This window comes from Streptomyces sp. NPDC088732, from assembly GCF_044751205.1.
Taxonomy (GTDB): Bacteria; Actinomycetota; Actinomycetes; order Streptomycetales; family Streptomycetaceae; genus Actinacidiphila.
On sequence record NZ_JBIVLI010000004.1, the window covers coordinates 91685 to 113026 of the forward strand.

The 21342-nt window shown below is 74.4% G+C and carries 19 protein-coding genes; 13 read left to right on the top strand and 6 right to left on the bottom strand.

Annotation, left to right across the window (positions count from 1 at the left end; genetic code table 11):
- Window positions 1-18 precede the first annotated feature (18 nt).
- Both ACIP9H_RS08290 and ACIP9H_RS08295 read right to left on the bottom strand, forming a co-directional pair.
- Window positions 19-1566, bottom strand: coding sequence for a DUF5691 domain-containing protein (locus tag ACIP9H_RS08290; RefSeq protein WP_401595004.1), 1548 nt, complete (start codon window positions 1564-1566; stop codon window positions 19-21).
- Window positions 1567-1622: 56 nt separating this feature from the next.
- Entirely contained in the window at window positions 1623-2981 is a 1359-nt protein-coding gene (locus tag ACIP9H_RS08295; RefSeq protein ID WP_401958259.1) for an SWIM zinc finger family protein, read from the bottom strand.
- A gap of 166 nt (window positions 2982-3147) precedes the next feature.
- Between ACIP9H_RS08295 and ACIP9H_RS08300 the strand changes: the two genes are divergently transcribed.
- The 5 genes from ACIP9H_RS08300 to sucD all read left to right on the top strand — a co-directional run bounded on the left by ACIP9H_RS08300 (window position 3148) and on the right by sucD (window position 10134).
- Window positions 3148-4236, top strand: a complete 1089-nt coding sequence (locus tag ACIP9H_RS08300; protein WP_401594998.1) for an AAA family ATPase — start codon at window positions 3148-3150, stop codon at window positions 4234-4236.
- On the top strand, window positions 4194-6563 hold the full coding sequence (locus ACIP9H_RS08305; RefSeq protein WP_401958620.1) for a DUF5682 family protein: 2370 nt from the start codon (window positions 4194-4196) through the stop codon (window positions 6561-6563). The genes ACIP9H_RS08300 and ACIP9H_RS08305 overlap by 43 nt, the downstream gene beginning before the upstream one ends.
- Window positions 6560-7771, top strand: coding sequence for a VWA domain-containing protein (locus ACIP9H_RS08310; protein ID WP_401958262.1), 1212 nt, complete (start codon window positions 6560-6562; stop codon window positions 7769-7771). Before ACIP9H_RS08305 ends, ACIP9H_RS08310 begins: the two co-directional genes overlap by 4 nt.
- A gap of 284 nt (window positions 7772-8055) precedes the next feature.
- Window positions 8056-9231 carry an ADP-forming succinate--CoA ligase subunit beta gene (sucC, locus tag ACIP9H_RS08315; protein ID WP_401594991.1) on the top strand — a complete coding sequence of 392 codons (1176 nt, stop codon included), beginning with the start codon at window positions 8056-8058 and terminating at the stop codon, window positions 9229-9231.
- Between the two features lie 18 nt (window positions 9232-9249).
- Window positions 9250-10134, top strand: coding sequence for a succinate--CoA ligase subunit alpha (gene sucD / locus ACIP9H_RS08320; RefSeq protein WP_360902261.1), 885 nt, complete (start codon window positions 9250-9252; stop codon window positions 10132-10134).
- A gap of 89 nt (window positions 10135-10223) precedes the next feature.
- Here sucD and ACIP9H_RS08325 read toward each other — a convergent pair whose 3' ends face one another.
- A complete protein-coding gene (locus ACIP9H_RS08325; protein ID WP_401958265.1) occupies window positions 10224-11225 on the bottom strand; it encodes a hypothetical protein in 1002 nt (333 codons plus the stop codon).
- Window positions 11226-11319: 94 nt separating this feature from the next.
- On the opposite strand from ACIP9H_RS08325, the gene ACIP9H_RS08330 reads away from it, so the two are divergent.
- Together ACIP9H_RS08330 and ACIP9H_RS08335 are read left to right on the top strand one after the other, a co-directional pair.
- Window positions 11320-12852, top strand: a complete 1533-nt coding sequence (locus tag ACIP9H_RS08330; protein WP_401958268.1) for a DUF6350 family protein — start codon at window positions 11320-11322, stop codon at window positions 12850-12852.
- Between the two features lie 59 nt (window positions 12853-12911).
- On the top strand, window positions 12912-13073 hold the full coding sequence (locus tag ACIP9H_RS08335; protein ID WP_401958270.1) for a hypothetical protein: 162 nt from the start codon (window positions 12912-12914) through the stop codon (window positions 13071-13073).
- Window positions 13074-13141: 68 nt separating this feature from the next.
- Here the strand turns inward: ACIP9H_RS08335 and ACIP9H_RS08340 are convergent, their stop codons facing one another.
- Entirely contained in the window at window positions 13142-13855 is a 714-nt protein-coding gene (locus tag ACIP9H_RS08340; RefSeq protein ID WP_401594983.1) for a hypothetical protein, read from the bottom strand.
- A 214-nt stretch (window positions 13856-14069) separates the two neighbouring features.
- Here ACIP9H_RS08340 and purN point away from each other — a divergent pair, with 214 nt between their 5' ends.
- Together purN and purH are read left to right on the top strand one after the other, a co-directional pair.
- Window positions 14070-14684 carry a phosphoribosylglycinamide formyltransferase gene (purN, locus tag ACIP9H_RS08345; protein ID WP_401594981.1) on the top strand — a complete coding sequence of 205 codons (615 nt, stop codon included), beginning with the start codon at window positions 14070-14072 and terminating at the stop codon, window positions 14682-14684.
- Window positions 14681-16234, top strand: coding sequence for a bifunctional phosphoribosylaminoimidazolecarboxamide formyltransferase/IMP cyclohydrolase (purH, locus tag ACIP9H_RS08350; RefSeq protein WP_401594979.1), 1554 nt, complete (start codon window positions 14681-14683; stop codon window positions 16232-16234). Before purN ends, purH begins: the two co-directional genes overlap by 4 nt.
- Before the next feature lie 75 nt (window positions 16235-16309).
- On the opposite strand, the gene ACIP9H_RS08355 is transcribed toward purH, so the two are convergent.
- Complete coding sequence (locus ACIP9H_RS08355; protein ID WP_401958273.1) at window positions 16310-16876, bottom strand: hypothetical protein; 567 nt, start codon at window positions 16874-16876, stop codon at window positions 16310-16312.
- A gap of 52 nt (window positions 16877-16928) precedes the next feature.
- On the bottom strand, window positions 16929-17642 hold the full coding sequence (locus tag ACIP9H_RS08360) for an RDD family protein (protein ID WP_401594974.1): 714 nt from the start codon (window positions 17640-17642) through the stop codon (window positions 16929-16931).
- A 102-nt stretch (window positions 17643-17744) separates the two neighbouring features.
- Between ACIP9H_RS08360 and ACIP9H_RS08365 the strand changes: the two genes are divergently transcribed.
- The 4 genes from ACIP9H_RS08365 (at window position 17745) to ACIP9H_RS08380 (ending at window position 21252) form a co-directional block, all read left to right on the top strand.
- Entirely contained in the window at window positions 17745-18599 is an 855-nt protein-coding gene (locus ACIP9H_RS08365) for a bifunctional methylenetetrahydrofolate dehydrogenase/methenyltetrahydrofolate cyclohydrolase (protein ID WP_360902237.1), read from the top strand.
- A complete protein-coding gene (locus tag ACIP9H_RS08370; protein WP_401594971.1) occupies window positions 18596-19138 on the top strand; it encodes a DUF3017 domain-containing protein in 543 nt (180 codons plus the stop codon). The genes ACIP9H_RS08365 and ACIP9H_RS08370 overlap by 4 nt, the downstream gene beginning before the upstream one ends.
- Window positions 19139-19369: 231 nt before the next feature.
- Window positions 19370-20581 (top strand): sensor histidine kinase, encoded by a 1212-nt coding sequence (locus ACIP9H_RS08375; RefSeq protein WP_401594969.1) that lies wholly within the window; start codon window positions 19370-19372, stop codon window positions 20579-20581.
- Window positions 20578-21252, top strand: a complete 675-nt coding sequence (locus ACIP9H_RS08380; protein WP_360902228.1) for a response regulator transcription factor — start codon at window positions 20578-20580, stop codon at window positions 21250-21252. Before ACIP9H_RS08375 ends, ACIP9H_RS08380 begins: the two co-directional genes overlap by 4 nt.
- The last annotated feature ends 90 nt before the right edge of the window (window positions 21253-21342 follow it).

Sequence of the window (21342 nt, forward strand, 5' to 3'; positions counted from 1 at the left end):
ATGGGCTCCCGCGGCCGCTCAGGCCAGCTCCTCACTCATCGTCGCGCGCAGCCGCAGGGTGCCCACCAGGCGCTGGAAGGCCTCGGCCCAGTAGGCGCCCGCGCCCGGTGAGGTGTCCGCCGACTCGGCGGGCACCGCGGTGAGCGGGGTCGCGCGATCGGCCTCCGCCGGGTCCAGGCAGCGCTCCGCGAGGCCCATGACCCCGCTGAAGCTCCACGGGTAGCTGCCGGCGTCCCGGGCGATGTCCAGCGCGTCCACGACCGCCCGCCCCAGGGGTTCGGCCCAGGGAACGGCGCACACCGCGAGCATCTGGAACGCCTCCGACAGGCCGTGCGCGGCGATGAAGCGCGCCACCCATGCGGCCCTCTCGCCGGCCGGGAGCACCGCCAGCAGCTTCGCCGGGTCGCCCACCGGGGCGACCGCCGTCGCCGTGGTCGGTATCGGCCCGAGCAGCGCCCGGGCCCAGTCCTCGTCGCGCTGGCGGACCGCCGCCCGGCACCAGGCCGCGTGCAGGTCGCCCTGCCAGTCGTCGGCGACCGGCAGCGCGATGATCTCCTGCGGTGTGCGGCTGCCGAACCGCTGCGGCCAGGTCCCGAGCGGCGCCGCGTCCACCACCTGCCCGAACCACCACGACCGCTCGCCCCGCCCGGCCGGGGGTATCGCCACCACCCCGTCGCGCTCCATCGCCGCGTCGCACTCGTACGGCGCCTCCACCACGATCCGGCTGTCCGCGGCGTCCCAGGCCACGCAGGTCCGGGCCCTGGCCGCCATCCGGCCGGCCAGTGCGGAGCCGGGCAGGGCGGAGAGCAGCTCGGCGGCGGTCGCCCGCACATTGCGGCTGCGGTCGGAGAGCGCCTGCTCCAGGAAGGGCTCGTCGGCCGGGGACAGTCCCTCGCGCAGGGAGTCCAGGAACATCAGGCGGTCCTCGGCCCGCTCACCGCCCCACCCGGTCCGCAGCAGCTCCAGCGCGCCCCGGGGGTCGCGGGACCGCAGGCGCGTCAGCAGGGCCACCCGTTCGGCGAACAGGCCCTCCTCCCACAGCTGCCGGACCGTCGGGTCGTCCGCCCCGTTCCCGGCGTCCGGTGCGGCGCCGGAGGCGCCCGCCCGCAGCGCGAACCGCCAGTCCGCGTTCAGCTCCGCCAGCCACAGTCCGCGCGGGCCCGCGAGGGCGAGCGCGTCCGGTCTCAGGTCGGTACGGGCGCGGGCGGCGTCGAGCAGGGCGGGCAGCATCTCCGGCGGGGCGGCGTAACCGCGTGCGGTGGCCTCGCCGAGCCACTGCGGCAGCAGCTCGGCGAGATTGGGCGCGGCGCCCCGGCGACCCCCGCTCCCGCCCGACCGGTCGGCCAGCAGCAGCGCGAGCCGCCGCCGCGCGGCGGCCGGCAGGGCGGGGCGCGGATCGTCCGGGGCCGCGGCCGGCCGCTTCCCCGCGGCGGCCGGCCGCAGCCCCGCACGACGCCGCAGGACGGCGACCGCGGCGGCGTCGAGCAGTTCGGTGGGCGTCCCGCCCTTGCGTTCGGTGCCCATCAGGGCGGTCCCGACCAGTTCGGCCCAGGTCGCCGTCTCCATGCGTCCCCCTTCGGTGTCGTTCGCCTCCGTCCGCGGTGCGGTCGGCGGTCGTGGCGCTACGCCACGAGGGCGACCGCTTCCGCCCCGGCCCCGCCCCAGACCGTGTACGGCCGGAAGCCGCGGTGTCCCAGCTCGCCGAAGACCGTCACGGGCCGGCCCCCCGAGACCGCCGCCAGCCGCCACAGCCCCCCGGCGCCGGTGCCGCCCCCCGCGGTCACCGGCACCGCGTCCGCCCCCTCGGCGTCGGCGAGCTGCCAGCCCGCGTCGCCCGGGACCGGCACGACCTGGGCGAGGACCGAGGGCCAGGCGTCCAGCCACGGGTCGTCCGCCAGGGCCTCCCCGTACGCCGCCAGTGCCGCGCCGACCGGCAGTCCGGGCGGCACGGGCGCCGGACCGGGCGCGGCGTGCCGGGTGCCGAGCACGGCCCGCAGCGGCCGGGCGCCCGGGTGGTACGCCACCTCGGCGTCGACACCGAGCCCGACCGGCAGGGCGAGCTCGGGCGCCCGGCCGCCCGCGCCGAAGGACAGCAGCAGCGCGGGCCGCTCGGTGTCCCGGCCGTGCAGCCATATGCGGCGGGTGGTGAGCCGGTCGTCGGCGGAGTCCTGCTGCGCCAGCACGAGCCAGTGGTCCCGCACGGTGGGCCCGGCGAGCAGTTCCGCCGAGTCCACCGTGAATCCCACCCGGCCGCGCACCGTCGCGGCCAGGGCCTCGGGAAGCCGGTCGTGCCCCAGCAGGCCCTGGGTCAGCAGATGCAGCAGCGCGGTCTCCTCCAGCAGCCGTGACGGCCAGTCGCCCCCCGCGGCCGTCACCGCGCCCAGTTCGCGCACCCGCGAGGCGAGCCCGGGTGCCTGGGCGTCGACCATGCGGGCGGCCGTCTCCTCCCACCGCTGGTAGCCCTCGCGGTCGGCACCGGCCAGCCCGCCGAGCAGCAGGTCCGTCAGCCGCTGCTCCAGCTCGACCGCTCCGGCGGCGACCCGGCGCGCCCGCTGTCCGGCCCGCTTGCGCGCCGCCTCGGGGTCCCCGCCGCCGGCGGGGGCCGCCTTGCGTTCCTCACGCGCGTGCCGCGCGTCGAGCCACTCGGTGACCCAGTCGGGCCGGCCGCCCCCGTGTGCGGCCGGCCCGACCTCGCCCCCGGACCACAGCAGCAGCAGTCCGATGGCGTGCTTGCAGGGGAACTTGCGGCTCGGGCAGCTGCACTTGGCCGCGGGCCCGGCGGTGTCCACCACCGTCTGGTACGGCTTGCTGCCGCTGCCCGCGCACAGCCCCCACACCGCCGTGTCCGACGTCCCCGTGCCCGACCAGCGCGCGGCCGCCGCCAGACCCGTCCCGGCCTTCCGCGACGACGCGTCGGGCGCGAGGGCCAGGACCTGGTCGGCGGTCCACCGCTCGGGTCGCTGTTCGTCCATCCCGTCCATGCCCAAGACGGTAGGTGCGGGCACTGACAATCGGTCCTGACCTGGCGTTGTGTGTGCGCGGAGGGCGACTGTCAGTGGGCTCGTGCATGGTGGGAACCGCGGACGGCGCAGGGGGTCTGACGGATCGTCCGCTCCACTGAGACGTGCCCAGAACAGGGGGAGAAGCATGTCCGCGGACACCGCACTCCGGCCGCATGCCGAAGACGCGTTCGCCCATGAGCTCAAGGCTCTCGCGGCGGCCGACGACCGGCCGCGCCCGGCCCGCTGGAACCTGTCGCCGTGGGCGGTCGCGCTGTACCTGCTGGGCGGCGAGCTGCCCGACGGCACCGTCGTCACACCCAAGTACGTGGGCCCGCGCCGCATCGTCGAGGTCGCGGTCAGCACCCTCGCCACGGACCGGGCCCTGCTGCTGCTCGGGGTGCCGGGCACGGCCAAGACCTGGGTCTCGGAGCATCTGGCGGCCGCCGTCAGCGGCGACTCCACCCTCCTCGTGCAGGGCACGGCCGGCACACCCGAGGAGGCCATCCGCTACGGGTGGAACTACGCGCAGTTGCTCACCCACGGCCCGAGCCGGGAGGCGCTCGTGCCCGGCCCGGTCATGCGGGCGATGGCCGAGGGCCGCATCGCCCGCGTCGAGGAGCTGACCCGCATCCCCGCGGACGTGCAGGACAGCCTCATCACGGTCCTGTCCGAGAAGACGCTGCCGATACCGGAGCTGGGCGCCGAGACCCAGGCGGTGCGTGGCTTCAACCTCATCGCCACCGCCAACGACCGGGACCGCGGGGTCAACGAGCTGTCCAGCGCGCTGCGCAGGCGTTTCAACACCGTCGTGCTGCCGCTGCCGGCGACCGTGGAGGAGGAGGTCGACATCGTCAGCCGCCGGGTCGGGCAGCTGGGCCGGTCGCTGGAGCTGCCGTCCCTGCCCGCGGGCGCGGACGAGATCCGGCGGGTCGTCACCGTCTTCCGCGAGCTGCGGGGCGGGGTCACCGCCGACGGCCGGACGAAGGTCAAGTCCCCCTCGGGCACGCTCTCCACGGCCGAGGCCATCTCGGTGGTCACCAACGGGCTCGCTCTCGCGGCGCACTTCGGCGACGGCGTGCTGCGCGCCGGGGACGTGGCGGCGGGGATCCTCGGCGCGGTGGTCCGCGACCCGGCGGCCGACCGCGTGGTGTGGCGCGAGTACCTGGAGACGGTGGTCCGGGAACGGGAGGGCTGGAAGGACTTCTACCGCGCCTGCCGCGAGGTGACGCCGTGACGGACGGGCCCGCGCTGCTGGGGGTGCGGCACCACGGGCCGGGGTCGGCCCGCGGTGTCCGCGCGGCGCTCGACCGGTACGCGCCGCAGATCGTGCTGATCGAGGGGCCGCCGGAGGCGGACGCCGTGGTGGGGCTGGCCGCGGAGCCTGACATGCGTCCGCCGGTCGCGCTGCTGGCGCACGTCGTCGACGAGCCGTCACGGGCCGGGTTCTGGCCGTTCGCCGACTTCTCCCCGGAGTGGGAGGCGATCCGCTGGGCGGCCGCGCGGGGGGTGCCGGTCCGCTTCATCGACCTGCCGGCGGCGCATTCGCTGCTGATGCGGGAGTCCGCGGACGACGGGACGGAGGAGAGAGCAGAAGGAGCAGAAGGAGAAGAAGGGGACGGCGGGTCCGGGGGTGCCCGCGTGCGGATCGATCCGCTGGCCGTACTCGCGCGGACCGCCGGTTACGACGACCCCGAGCGGTGGTGGGAGGACGCCGTGGAGCACCGGGGGAGCCGCGACGGGGAAGCGGACTCCGCCGGCGACGCGGACGATCCGCTCGCGGCGTTCGAAGCGGTCGCCGAGGCCATGGGGGCGCTGCGCGCGGAGTACGGGGACGGGGGGCACCCCCACGACGCCGTACGGGAGGCGCACATGCGGCTGCGGATACGCGACGCCCGCCGCGAGTACGAGCGCGTGGCGGTGGTCTGCGGTGCCTGGCACGTGCCCGCGCTCGCGGCCGCGACCGGTGTGACCGCCGACCGGGCCCTGCTCAAGGGCCTGCCGAAGGCCAAGGTCGAGATCACCTGGGTGCCCTGGACCCACCGGCGGCTGTCCCGGGCCGGCGGGTACGGGGCCGGGATCGACTCGCCCGGCTGGTACCGCCATCTCTTCACCGCACCGGACCGGCCCGTCGCGCGATGGATGACCAAGGCCGCCGGACTGCTGCGGGAGGAGGACCTGCCGGTCTCCTCCGCGCATGTCATCGAGGCGGTGCGGCTCGCGGGCGCGCTCGCCGCGATGCGCGGCCGCCCGCTGGCCGGCCTCGGGGAGACCACCGACGCGATCCGGGCGGTGATGTGCGACGGGTCCGACGTGCCGATGGAACTCATCCGGGACCGCCTGGTGGTCGGGGACGAGCTGGGCCGGGTTCCCGAGGGCGCGCCGGCGGTGCCGCTCGCCCGCGACCTGGCGCGCGAGCAGCGCAGGCTGCGACTGAAGCCGGAGGCACTGGAGAAGGAGGTGGAGCTCGACCTGCGCAAGGAGACCGACGCCGGCCGCAGCCGCCTGCTGCACCGGTTGCGGCTGCTCGGCATCGGATGGGGCGAGCCCGCCCGGTCCCGCGCCGGTACCGGCACCTTCCGTGAGACCTGGCGGCTGCGCTGGGAGCCCGAGTTGGCGGTGCGGGTCGCCGAGGCGGGGGTGTGGGGGACCACCGTGGCGTCGGCCGCCACCGCCAGGGCGGAGGACGAGGCGGTGCGGGCGACCGCGCTCGCCGAGGTCACCGGCCTCGCCGAGCGCTGCCTGCTGGCGGAGCTGCCGGACGCGCTGCCGGTCGTGATGCGGGTGCTCGCCGACCGCGCCGCGCTCGACGCCGATGTCGGCCATCTCGCGCAGGCGCTGCCCGCGCTGGTGCGGTCCGTCCGCTACGGCGACGTCCGGAGCACGGACGCGGCCGCGCTGCGCGAGGTCGCGGAAGGGCTGGCGGAGCGGATATGCGTCGGTCTCCCGCCCGCGTGCGCGGGGCTGGACGCCGAGGGCGCGTCCGAGATGCGGGGCCATGTCCAGGGCGTGCAGCAGGCGGTGGTGCTGCTGGCCGACGACGGGCTGCGCACGCGCTGGGCGGGGGTCCTGCGGACCCTGGCGGTACGCGACCGCGGGATGCCGGGGCTGCTGCGCGGCACCGCCGCCCGGCTGCTGCTGGACGACGGCCGGCTGGCAGCCGGGGAGGTGGCCCGTCTGATGGGGCTGGCCCTGTCGGCCGGGACACCGCCGCAGGAGGCGGCCGCCTGGACGGAAGGCTTCCTCGCCGGGGGCGGCATGCTGCTCGTCCACGACGCGCGGCTGCTGGCCCTGGTCGACGAGTGGCTGTCGGCGGTTCCGGCCGCCGCGTTCGACGACGTACTGCCGCTGCTGCGGCGCACGTTCGGCGAGTTCGACGCGGGTGTGCGGCGCACGGTGGGGGAGCTGGTGCGGCGCGGCCCCGCGGAGGGCTCGCTCGAGGCGGCGGCGGAGGGCGCGCCGGGCTTCGCCGCCGGGCTGGACGAGGCCCGGGCGGGCGCGGTGCTGGCCACCGTCCGGCTGCTGCTGGGACACGACCGACCGACAGGGGGAGCGGCGACATGAACGGGGCTGTGGACGCGGCTGTGAACGGCGACCCGAGGACGGACACCGGCATCGACGGCGAGGAGCGGCTCCGCCGCTGGCGGCTGGTGCTGGGCGGGGGCCCCGCCGACGGCACCGGCCGGGTGCTCACCGGCCGCGACGCCGCGATGGACCGGACGCTGGAGGCGCTGTACGGGTCCGGCCCGCGCGCCGGGGGCGGGACACCGGCGCGGGGCGGGCCGCGCTCCGCCGGGCTGGGCGGTTCCGCGCCGCAGGTCGCGCGGTGGCTGGGCGACATCCGCGGCTACTTCCCGAGCCGCGTCGTCCAGGTGATGCAGCGCGACGCCATCGACCGGCTCGGCCTGTCCGCGCTGCTGCTGGAACCGGAGATGCTGGAGGCGGTCGAGGCCGACGTGCATCTGGTCGGCACTCTGCTGTCGCTCAGCAAGGCGATGCCCGAGACGACGAAGGAGACCGCCCGGGCCGTGGTCCGCAAGGTCGTGGAGGACCTGGAGAAGCGCCTGGCCTCCCGCACCCGCGCCACCCTCACCGGGGCGCTGGACCGTTCGGCGCGGGTCAACCGCCCGCGCCACCGGGACATCGACTGGGACCGGACCATCCGCGCCAATCTCCGGCACTACCTGCCCGAGCACGGCACGGTCGTCCCGGAGCGGCTGATCGGCCACGGCCGTGCCGCCCAGGCGGTGAAGAAGGACGTCGTCCTCTGCATCGACCAGTCCGGGTCGATGGCCGCGTCGGTCGTCCACGCCTCGGTCTTCGGCGCGGTCCTCGCCTCGATGCGCAGCATCGACACCAAGCTGGTCGTCTTCGACACCGCGGTCGTCGACCTGACCGAGCAGCTGGACGACCCCGTCGACGTCCTCTTCGGCATCCAGCTGGGCGGCGGCACCGACATCAACCGGGCCCTGGCCTACTGCCAGTCGCTCATCACCCGCCCGGCGGACACGGTCGTGGTGCTCATCAGCGACCTCTACGAGGGCGGCATACGGGACGAGATGCTCAAGCGCGTCGCGGCGATGAAGGCCTCCGGCGTCCAGTTCGTCGCTCTGCTCGCGCTGTCCGACGAGGGCGCGCCCTCCTACGACCGGGAGCACGCCGCGGCCCTGGCGGCGCTCGGCGCCCCCGCGTTCGCCTGCACACCCGACGTGTTCCCGGAGATCATGGCGGCGGCGATAGAGAGGCGGCCGCTGCCCGTCCCGCAGGAGTAGAGGGGGGTAAGGCCTTACCGTCGCCGCCCGGATCACCCGGAAGGATCAACCGCGCCGCCGTCACGGGCGCCGTCTGTGACTGTTCTCACCGCTCGTCCACGAGCTGGGATTTAGTCGCGCCGCCCGCGCGGCGCTAACCTGCGAGACGGACATGCCGCGTGCTCGGCCGACGTGTGCGCCCCCCGTACGACCGTACGCATGGATCGTTACGAAGACGTCAGCGACGACCGCCCCCGGCACGCTCACGCCAACAACGAACCCGCGATTACCAAGGACGGACGCGCGTGGACCTGTTCGAGTACCAGGCGAGGGACCTCTTCGCCAAGCACGGTGTACCGGTGCTGGCCGGTGAAGTCATCGACACGCCTGAGGCGGCGCGCGAGGTCGCGGAGCGGCTCGGTGGCAAGGCTGTCGTCAAGGCACAGGTGAAGACCGGTGGCCGTGGCAAGGCCGGCGGCGTGAAGGTGGCGTCGGACCCCGAGGACGCGGTGGCCAAGGCCGGCCAGATTCTCGGCATGGACATCAAGGGCCACACGGTCCACAAGGTGATGCTGGCGGAGCTGGCGCCGGAGATCGCCTCCGAGTACTACGTCTCCTTCCTGCTGGACCGTGCCAACCGCACCTTCCTGGCGATGGCCTCGGTCGAAGGCGGCATGGAGATCGAGGAAGTCGCGGCGACCAAGCCCGAGGCCCTCGCGAAGATCGCCGTGGACGCCAACGAGGGCGTCACCCCGGAGAAGGCCCGCGAGATCGTCGAGGCGGCCGCCTTCCCGGCCGACGTCGCCGACCAGGTGGTCGAGATCCTGCAGACCCTGTGGAAGACCTTCATCGCCGAGGACGCGCTCCTCGTCGAGGTCAACCCGCTCGCCAAGGTCGCCGACGGCCGCGTCATCGCGCTCGACGGCAAGGTCTCCCTGGACGAGAACGCCGACTTCCGCCAGCCGGAGCACGAGGCGCTGGTGGACCACGCCTCCGCCAACCCGCTGGAGGCCGCGGCCAAGGCCAAGGGCCTGAACTACGTCAAGCTGGACGGCGAGGTCGGCATCATCGGCAACGGCGCGGGTCTCGTCATGAGCACCCTGGACGTCGTCGCCTACGCCGGCGAGGGCCACGGCAACGTCAAGCCCGCCAACTTCCTCGACATCGGCGGTGGCGCCTCCGCCGAGGTCATGGCCAACGGTCTTGAGATCATCCTCGGCGACCCGGACGTCAAGTCCGTCTTCGTCAACGTCTTCGGTGGCATCACCGCCTGCGACGCGGTGGCCAACGGCATCGTCCAGGCCCTGGAGCTGCTCAAGTCCAAGGGCGAGGAGGTCACCAAGCCGCTCGTCGTCCGTCTGGACGGCAACAACGCGGAGCTGGGCCGGCAGATCCTCACGGACGCCGCCCACCCGCTGGTCGAGCAGGTCGACACCATGGACGGCGCCGCCGAGCGCGCCGCCGAGCTGGCTGCGAAGTAAGGGACAGGTCACCACATCATGGCTATCTTCCTGACCAAGGAAAGCAAGGTCATCGTCCAGGGGATGACCGGTTCCGAGGGCACCAAGCACACCCGGCGCATGCTCGCCTCGGGCACCAACATCGTCGGTGGCGTGAACCCGCGCAAGGCCGGCACGAGCGTCGACTTCGACGGCACCGAGGTGCCGGTCTTCGGCTCCGTCGCCGAGGCCATGGAGAAGACCGGTGCCGACGTCACCGTCATCTTCGTCCCGCCGAAGTTCGCCAAGGACGCGGTCGTCGAGGCCATCGACGCCGAGATCCCGCTCGCGGTCGTGATCACCGAGGGCATCGCCGTCCACGACACCGCCTCCTTCTGGGCGTACGCGGGCAGCAAGGGCAACAAGACCCGGATCATCGGCCCGAACTGCCCCGGTCTGATCACCCCCGGTCAGTCCAACGCGGGCATCATCCCGGCCGACATCAGCACCGCCGGCCGCATCGGCCTGGTGTCGAAGTCCGGCACGCTGACGTACCAGATGATGTACGAGCTCAGCGACATCGGCTTCTCCTCGGCCGTGGGCATCGGCGGTGACCCGATCATCGGCACCACCCACATCGACGCGCTGAAGGCGTTCCAGGACGACCCCGACACCGACCTGATCGTCATGATCGGCGAGATCGGCGGCGACGCCGAGGAGCGTGCCGCCGCGTTCATCGCCGAGCACGTCACCAAGCCGGTCGTCGGCTACGTCGCGGGCTTCACCGCGCCCGAGGGCAAGACCATGGGCCACGCCGGCGCCATCGTCTCCGGCTCCTCCGGCACCGCCCAGGCGAAGAAGGAGGCCCTCGAGGCCGCCGGCGTCAAGGTGGGCAAGACCCCGTCGGAGACGGCCCGCCTCGCGCGCGCCATCCTGCAGGGCTGAGTTCGCCCAGGCGTACGCCGTGAGTCGGCGGGCCCGCTCCCTTCGGGGGGCGGGCCCGCTGCCGTGTGCCGGTGTGCCCGGGGGCGGCGTCAGGGGGAGAAGCGGATGTCGATCAGCGGTGTCGACACCGAGAAGTGGTCGCTGAGCGGGCCGAAGACCAGACCGCCCGCGGTCAGCAGCACCAGGAGGACGGTGGCGGCGACCGAGCCGAAGGTCTGGTGCCGCAGCCGTTCCTCGCTCATCTCCCGCACCTGCTCCGCGGGGAACTCCGGGACACGCGGCTCGTTCAGGAGGCCGGCCAGCCCGGCGACGGCCTCCTCGCCGAGCGCGTCGCGGGCCCGGATGATGCGCGCGGCCGTGGTCGGGGTGCTGGCCATGCTCTCGGCGGCGGTGTGCCGCAGGCCGAGCCCGAGGCCCTCGTGGAGCAGCACGGCGTGCCGGGCCCCGCGCGGCAGCCGCTGGAGGTCCCCGCGGGCGCGGCGCCCGGTGCGGTGCCAGGGCACGAACTGCTGCCAGGGGGCGAGCGCGTGCTCGAACGCCTGGGAGCGGAGCCAGCCGACGGGATCGGGGTCGGCCGCGACCTCGGGCCAGCGCTGCCAGGCCCGGTGGAAGGCGCGGTGGACGGAGTGCCGGCCCAGTTCCTCGTTGCCGGTGAGGACCTCGACCTGCCGGATCAGGGCGGGGGCCGCGTACGCGTAGAGGTGGTCGAAGGCGGCTTCGGCGGCCTCGGCGAGGCGCAGTTCCGCCTCCTCGGCGGCCGCCTCGGCCTCTTTGGCCGCTGCCTTGGTCTCCTTTGCCGCCGCTTTCGCCGCCGCCTTGACCTGTTTCGCGGTCGCCCCGGACGTCCCGGCGGCGTCGGCCGCCGCGTCGTCGGGCTCCCCCGGGGGCGCGGACCGGTCCTGCCCCTCGGGCCGCGCGGCCTGGGGAGCCTCGGCGCGGGGCGCGCGAGGCGGCCCCGCGGCCCCGGCGGGCGCTTCGGGGCCGGCGGGGGGCGGAGCCGACGGGGCGGTCCGCGGGGTCGCCGCGGGCTGCGGGTGGGGCCGCCGCTTCCTAGCGGTCCCTGCCGTCTTCGTCAGGTGGGTGCGGGTCATGCGATCGACCACTCGGATCGTGTGAAGATACGCATACCGCCATGTTCTGCGACACGACGGACATTCGCATGCTGCGACGGTAAAAGGGGTCTTCTTGGCAGCATGGGGTGCCGTGACCGCCGCCCGCGCTGTGAGACTCGTCTTCCGCCGTGTCCGGGCCGCGCACGAGGCCCTGCTCACCGCGGAGTCCGTGCCCGCCTTCACCGGCGGCGTGCTCGCCGCCGGACTGGGACTCGGCGGCTTCGCCGTGCTGGTGCTGTTCCTCTGGATCATCTCCCCGTTCCCCGACAGCGGGCTGTACGGGGCCCTGCACATCGCCGCCGACTGCTGGCTGCTGGCGCACGGCACGGACCTGGTGCGGGTGGAGACGGTCTCCGGCGTCCCCGCGCCCGTCGGGGTCACGCCGCTCCTTCTGGCGGTCTTCCCCGTCTGGCTGCTGTACCGGGCCGGTGCCGACGCCGCCGCCCCCGCGTCCACCGACCGGGCGGCGGCGTCCGCCGTGGCCTGGCTGATCGGCGGATATGTCGCGGTGGCCGCGGGCGCGGCCATCTTCACCTCGTACGGACCGGTGCGGAGCGATGCCCTCAGTGCCGGGCTGCACGTCCCCCTCGTCGCCGCCCTGGCGGCGGCGGCCGGCGCGTGGGCCGAACGGGGGAGGCCGCACATCCCCCTTCCGGCGGCGTTCCACCGGGTGACGGACCGGGTGCCGGCAGGGGAGATCGGGCCGGTGACGCGTTCGGCGGCGGCCGGAGTGGCGGTGCTGCTGGCCGGCGGCGCGGTCCTCACGGCGGTCGCGCTGGTCCTGCATCCCGGCGCCACCGGGGCATCGTTCAGCCGGCTCAGCGAGGCGCTGTCCGGGCGGCTGGCCGTGCTCGCCCTGTCGGTCGCGCTGATCCCGAACGCGGCGGTGTGGGGTGCGGCCTACGCCCTCGGGCCGGGGTTCGCCCTGGGTACGGAGGCGGTCGTCCGGCCGGCCGGCGCGGTCGGCGATCCCGTACTGCCCGACTTCCCGCTCCTGGCCACGCTGCCGCAGGCCGGCCCGGGCACGGTGCTGACCTGGCTCGCGCTGCTGGTGCCCGCCGTCGCGGGGGTGGCCACGGGCTGGTTCGCGGTCGATCGGGAAGCCTCCGCGGGCCTGGGCCGCACGGCGGCCCGCGCGGCGCTCGGCGGTACGGCCTGCGGCGTGGCCCTCGGCCTGCTCACGGAGCTCGCCGCGGGCCCCCTCGGCTCGGGTGCGCTCGCCGACTTCGGCCCGTCACGCTGGCTCGCCGCGGCCGCGGCCGCCGGCTGGACCGTCGTCATCGGCGTCCCCACCGCCCTCGTGGTGCGCTGGCTCCGCCGCTTCCGCGCGGCCCGTGCGGCCTACGAGGACGCCTACGCCTACGAAGACTGGGCCGAGGACGCGGACGCCGAGGGCGCCGAGGACTGGTTCGAGGACGCGGACGCCGAGGGCGCCGAGGACTGGTTCGAGGACGCGGACGCCGAGGACGCCGACGACTGGGACGGTGAAGCGGTGGCAGACCCCGACGAGGACGACGACGCCGCCGACGACGACAAGGCCGGGTCCGACGCGGAGGCCGGCGCGGGCGACGGCGGGAAGCGGTCCGCGGCCACGGATCCGGTCTGAGTGTCGCGATCGCCGGGTCTGCGGCGTCGGGGGCGGTGTGGACCGGGCGGGCGGGGTGGGTGTCAGGATTTGTGCTGCCGGACCGGTGGGGCCGGCAGTCGCGGGGGTATGAGTCGCGGGCCGACGAGGACGACGACGCTCCCGGCGACGAGACCGGGCCCGACGCGGAGGCCGGCGCGGGCGGCAGCCGCAAGCAGTCCGCGGCCACGGACCCCGTCTGACCTGACCCGCGCGAACGCCGGGCCCGCGGCGTCGTGGACGGCGCGGGCCCGGCGGGCGGGGGTGGGTGTCAGGCCTTGCGCAGCCAGACGGGTGGGGCCGGCATGTCGCGGGCGCAGGAGTCGCGGGCCGACTGGGTGAGGGCGTCGCCGACGCAGGAGTAGTAGTCGCGGTAGGCGAACTCGCTGCTGAGCAGGCCGCCGACGAGGCCGACCGCGAGGGCGCCCATGACGATGCCGCCGATGGCCGCGGGGCGCTGGGGCTTGGCGTTGGGGTCGGCCGGCGGGGGCGGGGGCTGCGCGGGGCCGTCGGCCAGCAGGGCGGCGGCCTCGGCGCGGGCCTTGGCGCGTTCCTCGGGCTTCATGCGGAGCGCGTTGACGCCCCAGTAGAGGGCGAGTCCGCCGAGCAGCAGGGCGAGGTACGTCCAGCCCAGCAGCAGGGCGAAGAACAGCCCCCACATGCCGGACAGCAGGGCGTAGCGGGCGCGCCGCTGCGCCGGGTCGGTCGGGTCGAACCGCGGCCCGTTCGGGCGCCCGCCGCCGTAGCCGCCGTCTCCGCCGGGGCGGTCGCCGAGACCGCCGCCGCGCCCCGGCTGCCGGTCGCTCCACTGGCTGCCCCAAGAGGGCGGCGGGGGTGGCGTGGGCCGCTGGTCGGAGTCCTGCTCGTCCGAGGGCTGCTGCGGCCTGCGCGGCTGCCACGGCTGGTCGGGAGCGTTCTCCGGCGGCGGAGCGAACGGATTGTCCTGCTCATGGCCGCGGCCACTGCTCATGGTTGCCTGGGTCATCCCCTTGCCGTCGACTCCTCGAGTTGTCGGACGCGTCGCTACGCCGTTCTCTCCCCCAGACGCTACCGTCCGGGCGCTCCCCCGTCCCGTGGGGGGCGGTCGGGTGTGCCGGTATCGTTGCTGACGGTCGACGGGCTCGTAGGGTTCCCCGTAATCGGGGGGATCTTCGAGTCGTACGATCCTCCAAAGCGCCGGACCCGAGAGTTGACCCGCAGTGGCCGCAGTCTTCCCGCCCCTTTCCCGCCCCGCCCGACTCGTCGTGCTCGTCTCCGGTTCGGGCACGAACCTCCAGGCGCTGCTGGACGCGGGGGCCCACGTCGTCGCCGTGGGCGCGGACCGCTCCGGCATCGCGGGACTGGAGCGCGCGGAGCGCGCCGGGGTGCCGACGTTCGTGTGCCGGGTGAAGGACCACGGCGACCGGGAGGCCTGGGACGCGGCGCTGGCCGCGGAGGTCGCGGCGTACGAGCCCGACCTGGTCGTCTCGGCCGGCTTCATGAAGATCGTGGGCAAGGAGTTCCTGGCCCGGTTCGGCGGCCGCGTCGTCAACACCCATCCGGCGCTGCTGCCGAGTTTCCCGGGCGCGCACGGGGTGCGCGACGCCCTCGCGTACGGCGCGAAGGTCACCGGCTGCACCGTCCACTTCGTCGACGACGGCGTCGACACCGGCCCGATCATCGCCCAGGGCGTGGTCGAGGTGCGGGAGGACGACACGGAGGAAGCTCTCCACGAGCGCATCAAGGAAGTCGAGCGAAGGCTGCTCGTCGACGTCGTGGGGCGGTTGTCCCGCGACGGGTATCGCATTGAGGGACGAAAGGTTCTGTTGCCGTGAGTACCAAGCGGGAGATCCGGCGCGCGCTGGTCAGCGTCTACGACAAGACCGGTCTGGAGGAGCTGGCCCGCGGCCTGCACGAGGCGGGCGTCCAGCTGGTCTCCACCGGCTCGACGGCCGGGCGGATCGCCGCCGCCGGGGTGCCGGTGACGAAGGTGGAGGAGCTGACCGGCTTCCCCGAGTGCCTGGACGGCCGGGTGAAGACCCTGCACCCGAAGGTGCACGCGGGCATCCTCGCCGACCTGCGGCTGGAGGACCACCGCCGGCAGCTGGAGGAGCTGGGCGTCGAGCCCTTCGACCTGGTCGTGGTCAATCTCTACCCCTTCCGCGAGACCGTCGCGTCCGGCGCCTCGGACGACGAGTGCGTCGAGCAGATCGACATCGGCGGCCCGTCGATGGTGCGTGCCGCCGCCAAGAACCACCCGTCCGTGGCGGTCGTGACCAGCCCCGAGCGGTACGCGGACGTGCTGGCCGCCGTCCGCGGGGGCGGGTTCGACCTGCCCACCCGCAAGCGCCTTGCCGCCGAGGCCTTCCAGCACACCGCCGCGTACGACGTCGCGGTCGCGGGCTGGTTCGCCGAGTCCTACGCGCCGGCCGACGACAGCCCCTTCCCGGACTTCTTCGGCGCCACCTACGAGCGCAAGAACGTGCTGCGCTACGGCGAGAACCCGCACCAGGCCGCGGCTCTCTACACCGACGGCGGCCCCGGACTCGCCAACGCCGAGCAGCTGCACGGCAAGGAGATGTCGTACAACAACTACGTGGACACCGAGGCCGCGCGCCGGGCGGCGTACGACCACGACGAGCCCTGTGTCGCGATCATCAAGCACGCCAACCCGTGCGGTATCGCGGTCGGCGACGACGTCGCCGAGGCGCACCGCAAGGCGCACGCCTGCGACCCGCTGTCGGCGTTCGGCGGCGTCATCGCCGTGAACCGGCCGGTGACCGTGGCCATGGCCGAGCAGGTCGCGGAGATCTTCACCGAGGTCATCGTGGCGCCGGACTTCGAGGAGGGCGCGGTCGAGGTCCTCGCCCGCAAGAAGAACATCCGGGTGCTGCGCTGCCCCGAGGCGCCCGTCGCGGTGACGGAGTTCCGCCCGGTCGAGGGCGGCCTGCTGCTGCAGGAGAAGGACCGCCTCCAGGCCACCGGTGACGACCCGGCGACCTGGACGCTGGCGACCGGCGAGCCGCTGGCGGAGGAGGAGCTGGCCGACCTCGCCTTCGCGTGGCGGGCCTGCCGCGCCGTGAAGTCCAACGCCATCCTGCTGGCCAAGGACGGCGCGACGGTCGGCGTCGGCATGGGCCAGGTCAACCGTGTCGACTCCGCCCGGCTCGCCGTCCAGCGGGCCGGCGAGGAGCGCGCGGCCGGCTCCTACGCGGCGTCCGACGCCTTCTTCCCGTTCCCGGACGGCCTGGAGGTGCTGACCGGCGCGGGCGTCAAGGCCGTGGTGCAGCCGGGCGGTTCGGTGCGCGACGAGGCCGTCGTCGAGGCGGCGCGCCAGGCGGGCGTGACCATGTACCTCACCGGGACGCGGCACTTCTTCCACTGAGGCGGAACCCGCGCCCTGACGTCCGAAGGCCCCCGCAGCAGCGGGGGCCTTCGGCGCTCGCGGGACTCGGGGGGCTCAGTACTGCGGCCGCCTGAACCACGCAGCCGTCTCCGCCTTCGCGGCGGAGACGATCAGCACGATGCTCGGCACCAGCGGGACGACCGCCAGGAACGCGCCCGTGACCAGACTCGCCAGGCAGCCGAGCGCGCTCAGCGCGCCCAGCACGACGGACCCCGTGCGCACGCCGCTGCCGCCCGTCCGGTACTTCGCCGCCACACCGGTCGCCAGCAGGGCCAGCGCCAGGGCGAGCACCCCGCCGACCCACAGCAGGCCGCCGTACTTCGCGGCCAGGCCGGTGTCGTCCTCGATGTTCGCCAGGACGACGCCGATCAGCAGGACCAGCAGGCCGCTGAGGACCCACAGGCCGGCCAGTACGTAGAGCATCGCCCGCGCCGTCCTCGCCGACGACGGCATCGTCTGCGGACCGCCCGGCGGCCCGAGGTAGCCGTACGGCGGCTGCGGCGGGCCCCACTGCTGGTGCGGTTGCTGGGGGAAGCCGTAGGAGGGCCGGCCCCACGGCTGCTGCTGCGGCGGCGTGGGCGGTCCGCTGTAGGGATTGCCGGGGCCGGGCGGATGGCTCACTTCGGATTCCTTCGCGCGGACGGGGCCTTGCTGGTGCTGGTGCTGCCGAAGGTCACCGAGGTGCCTGGGTCTTGACGACCACCGAGTTGAGGATCTTGTCGGCGAACGTCTGCTTCTTGTCGTCCCACAGCGGCCACAGGTAGCCGATGTAGCAGGCGGCGCCGTCGAGTCCGTGGCACAGGCGGCGCACGAAGGCCATGCCGAAGCCCAGCGGACGGCCGTCGGCCTCGCGCAGCACGCTGATGCCGAGGGCCTTCTTGCCGGGCGTCTGGCCCGTCCTGCCCTCGCGGTAGCAGAGGAAGAGGCTGCCGACGAAGGACAGCAGCACGCCGAGCCCGATCAGGGCGAGGGCGCCGCCCGGCATCTGCGGGGAGTCGCACGTGGCGGCGCCGCTGGCGTCGCAGGCCTTGACCGCGTCCACGACCACGGAGATGAACTGCCCGTAGCCGATGCCGACCAGGATCATCGGAACGAGTCCCACGATCAGGAAGTCGATCAGCGTGGCACCGACCCGCGCGCCCCAGCTCGCGAACGGCGGCATGCCGGGCACCGGCCCCGCCGGCTGGCCGTAGGCGCCGTAGCCGTACGGTCCCTGGGCCTGCTGCGGGACGCTGCCGTACGGGGACGGCGGCTGCTGGGGGTAGCCGTAACCGGGCTGGCCCGGGGGCTGCTGCTGCGGGTACCCGTAGGGCGGCTGAGGCTGCGGCTGCTGCGGCGGAACGGGCGGCTGGCCGTACGGGTTTCCGGGACCGGGCGGGTAGCTCACGGTGACTTCTTTCGCGCTGATACGAGTGGGGACGGCCCACATCGTCCTGGGCGGTGTCATCCGCTGTCCAGCATCAGGTGGGAGACCTGAGAAGATGGAGGTATGACCGCCCAGATTCTCGATGGCAAGGCCACTGCTGCCGCGATCAAGTCAGAACTCTCCGTACGCGTCCAGGCGCTCAAGGCCCGCGGGGTCACGCCGGGGCTCGGCACCCTGCTGGTCGGCGACGACCCGGGCAGCCGCTGGTACGTCGCGGGCAAGCACCGCGACTGCGCCGAGGTCGGCATCGCGTCCATCCAGCGCGAACTGCCGGGGACGGCAACGCAGGAGGACATCGAGGCGGTCGTGCGCGAGCTCAACGAGGACCCGCAGTGCACGGGTTACATCGTGCAGCTCCCGCTGCCCAAGGGCATCGACACCAACCGCGTCCTCGGCCTGATGGACCCCGCCAAGGACGCGGACGGACTGCACCCCACCAACCTGGGCCGTCTGGTGCTCAACGAGCGCGGCCCGCTGCCGTGCACGCCGAACGGCATCGTCGAACTGCTGCGGCGGCACGGCGTGGAGATCAACGGCGCGCATGTGGCCGTGGTCGGGCGCGGGGTCACCGTGGGCCGCTCCATCGGCCTGCTGCTGACCCGCAAGTCCGAGAACGCGACGGTCACCCTCTGCCACACCGGTACCCGGGACCTGGCCGCGCAGTTGCGCCAGGCCGATGTCGTCGTCGCCGCCGCGGGTGTGCCGCACCTGGTCAAGCCGGAGGACGTGCGGCCGGGCGCCGCGGTGCTCGACGTCGGTGTGAGCCGGGACGAGAACGGCAAGATCGTCGGCGACGTCCACCCGGGCGTGGCCGAGGTCGCCGGCTGGATCTCGCCGAACCCGGGCGGTGTCGGCCCGATGACCCGCGCGATGCTGCTGGCGAACGTGGTCGAGGCCGCGGAGGGCCGCTTCTCATGACCGACGGCCCCCGCCAGGGCAACACCGCCGGCACCGGCACCGGCACCGGCACCGACACCGGCACCGACAGCGCCGGTACCGGCGACGAGGGCACCCCGGTGGCCACTCCCGCCGCGAAGACCGCCGAGCCGGCCCCGCAGCAGGACCAGGCAGGTCTCGGCCGCCGCTTCCAGGCCGTCACGGAGGGCACGGCCCGGCCCGAGGGCGGCGGCCGGGCCGCGGCGGGCGACGCGCCCGCGCCGGCCCGTCAGTGGCCGATTCTCGGGGTCGGCGGTGCGGTGGCCCTCGGGCTCGTGCTGATCGCCGCGGACACGGTGCGGTCGGGCATGGTGCTGATCGGCGCGGCGCTGCTCGCGGGCGCGCTGATGCGCTGGGCGCTGCCCTCGGTCGGCATGCTGGCGGTGCGCAGCCGCTTCACCGACGTGATCACCTACGGGGTGCTGGGTGCCGTGATCGTGCTGCTGGCGCTGATGGCGCAGCCGCATCCGGTGCTGGAGATCCCGTTCCTGGAGGACGTCGTCCGCTTCTCCGTGCGCTGAGCGCACGGGGCGTACCGGCCCGCGACAGCACTTGGCGTCCCGTCCTCCCCCCGTCGGAGGACGGGACACCGTCGCGTAGGGCGCCCCCCTCTGGCTCCCCGGCCACGACGCTACGGGCAGCCCGCCCGCCGGGGCGTCCCGTTCTGGGTGGAGGTTTTCGGCCGGTGTACAACTTTCGCGGTACGGCGACGGGCTGACGCGGGTGCCCGGTGGCCGGTCTACGCTTCGCGCGTGCGGAACAAGGTGCTGGCGGACGTGGCGCTGGCGGTGGCTTTCACGGCGGCCAGCATGCTGCTGGGACACGAACGGCCACCGCCGGACTGGCAGCGGCTGGACGCCGCGGGTTACGCGCTCACCGCGCTGGTCAACCTGCCCGTCGCCGCCCGGCGCCGCTTCCCGGTGGGTGTGGCCGTCTTCGTCTGCGCGGCGTGGGCGGTCTTCGTGGCGGCGGGCTACTGGCCGGTCGTCAACAGCCTCGCCCCCCTGATGGCGCTGTACGGCGTGGCCACCGTGCGCCCGGTGCGCGTCGCGCTGGGCTGTGCGGCGCTGACCGGCGGGGTGTGGGTGTACGCGGGGCTGACGGCCGCGCAGAGTTCGATGGCCACGGTGGTCGCGCAGGCGGTGGTGTTCCCGCTGGTCATGTGCTGGTTCGGGCACTCCGCGCGAGTCTCGGCGCAGCGCGCGGACCGGCTCGGGGAGGTCACCGAGCGGCTGCGCTCGGAGCGGCAGGACGCCGCCAAGCTGGCGGTCGCGGAGGAACAGGCCCGGATCGCCCGGGAGTTGCACGACGTCGTTGCCCACCACATGTCGGTGATATCGGTGCAGGCGGGCATGGCCTCGTACGTCTTCGCCAGCGAGCCGGAGAGCGCGCGCAAGGCCCTGGACACCATCTCCGACACCACGCGCGAGGCGCTTCAGGAGATGCGCCGCATGCTCAAGGTGCTGCGCGCGGGACCGGGGGAGCCCGAGGGCGGCGCGCCCTCCTACGACCCGATGCCCTCGGTGACCCGCATGGGGGAGATGATCGAGCGGGTGCGCGCCGCCGGGCTCGCGGTGGAACTGCGCATCGAGGGCACGCCGCGCCCGGTCGCGCCCGGCGTGGGGCTGTGCGCCTACCGGGTGGTGCAGGAGGCGCTGACCAACGTCCTCAAGCACGCCCCGCACGCGCGGGCGCGCGTGCTGGTGGCGTACGAGCCCCACCGGTTGCGGGTCGCGGTCACCGACGACGGCGCAGGTGCCGGGCCGGGCGAGGCGCCCGGTCGTTCCGATCCGGCCACAATCCCCCAGGGAGCCGGTCACGGCTTGATCGGCATGCGCGAGCGCGCCAGGCTCTACGGTGGGACGGTGGACATCGGCCCGCTCGGCGATGGCTTCGAGGTGCGCCTCACGCTTCCCACATCGGCGCGCGGGGCCGCGCGGCGAGGGGACTCATTGGACGTATGACCACGGTGCTCGTCGTCGACGACCAGTTCCTGATCAGGGCCGGACTGGTCGGGCTGCTGCGCGCGGCCCCCGGTATCGAGGTGGTCGGCGAGGCCGGCGACGGCGAGGAGGCCGTGGAGCGGGCCGCCGAGACCGCGCCCGAGGTGATCCTCATGGACATCCGCATGCCCGGCATCAGCGGGGTCACCGCGACCGAGCGCATCCTGGCCGCGGCCGGCGAGCGGGCGCCGCGGGTCCTCATCCTCACCACCTTCGACCTCGACGAGTACGTGTACACCGCGCTGCGCGCCGGGGCCTCCGGCTTCCTGCTCAAGGACGCGGGCCCGGAACGGCTGATCGCCGCCGTCCACGCGGTCGCCGGGGGCGACACCCTCTTCGCGCCGAGCGTCACCCGGCGGCTGATCGAGGCGTACGCGCCGGTCCGTCCCGCCCAGGACCCGGGCCGGCCGCCCCCCGCCGAACTCGGGGCGCTGACCGCGCGCGAGGTGGAGGTGCTGCGGCTGATCGCCAAGGGGCTGTCCAACGCGGAGATCGCCGAGGGGCTGTTCATCAGCGAGGCGACCGTGAAGACCCATCTGAACCGCACCATGGCCAAGTTGGGGCTGGGCAGCCGGGCGCAGGCGGTCGTACTGGCATACGAGACGGGACTCGTGACCCCGCGAAGAGGATGAGGATTCTCCGGATTTCGAGCGTCGAGCGTATGTGCGTCGCTACCGTGGGTTGACCGACGGAACCGGGGGGTGCGTGGTGGCGCGATGGGA

Bases quoted from the DNA above. Each gene is read 5' to 3' on its own strand.
- sucD (WP_360902261.1), top strand. From the start codon at position 9,250: ATGGCTATCTTCCTGACCAAGGAAAGCAAGGTCATCGTCCAGGGGATG.
- ACIP9H_RS08290 (WP_401595004.1), bottom strand. From the start codon at position 1,566: ATGGAGACGGCGACCTGGGCCGAACTGGTCGGGACCGCCCTGATGGGC.
- ACIP9H_RS08365 (WP_360902237.1), top strand. From the start codon at position 17,745: ATGACCGCCCAGATTCTCGATGGCAAGGCCACTGCTGCCGCGATCAAG.
- ACIP9H_RS08310 (WP_401958262.1), top strand. From the start codon at position 6,560: ATGAACGGGGCTGTGGACGCGGCTGTGAACGGCGACCCGAGGACGGAC.
- ACIP9H_RS08380 (WP_360902228.1), top strand. From the start codon at position 20,578: ATGACCACGGTGCTCGTCGTCGACGACCAGTTCCTGATCAGGGCCGGA.
- ACIP9H_RS08300 (WP_401594998.1), top strand. From the start codon at position 3,148: ATGTCCGCGGACACCGCACTCCGGCCGCATGCCGAAGACGCGTTCGCC.
- ACIP9H_RS08340 (WP_401594983.1), bottom strand. From the start codon at position 13,855: ATGACCCAGGCAACCATGAGCAGTGGCCGCGGCCATGAGCAGGACAAT.
- ACIP9H_RS08295 (WP_401958259.1), bottom strand. From the start codon at position 2,981: ATGGACGGGATGGACGAACAGCGACCCGAGCGGTGGACCGCCGACCAG.
- ACIP9H_RS08325 (WP_401958265.1), bottom strand. From the start codon at position 11,225: ATGACCCGCACCCACCTGACGAAGACGGCAGGGACCGCTAGGAAGCGG.
- ACIP9H_RS08370 (WP_401594971.1), top strand. From the start codon at position 18,596: ATGACCGACGGCCCCCGCCAGGGCAACACCGCCGGCACCGGCACCGGC.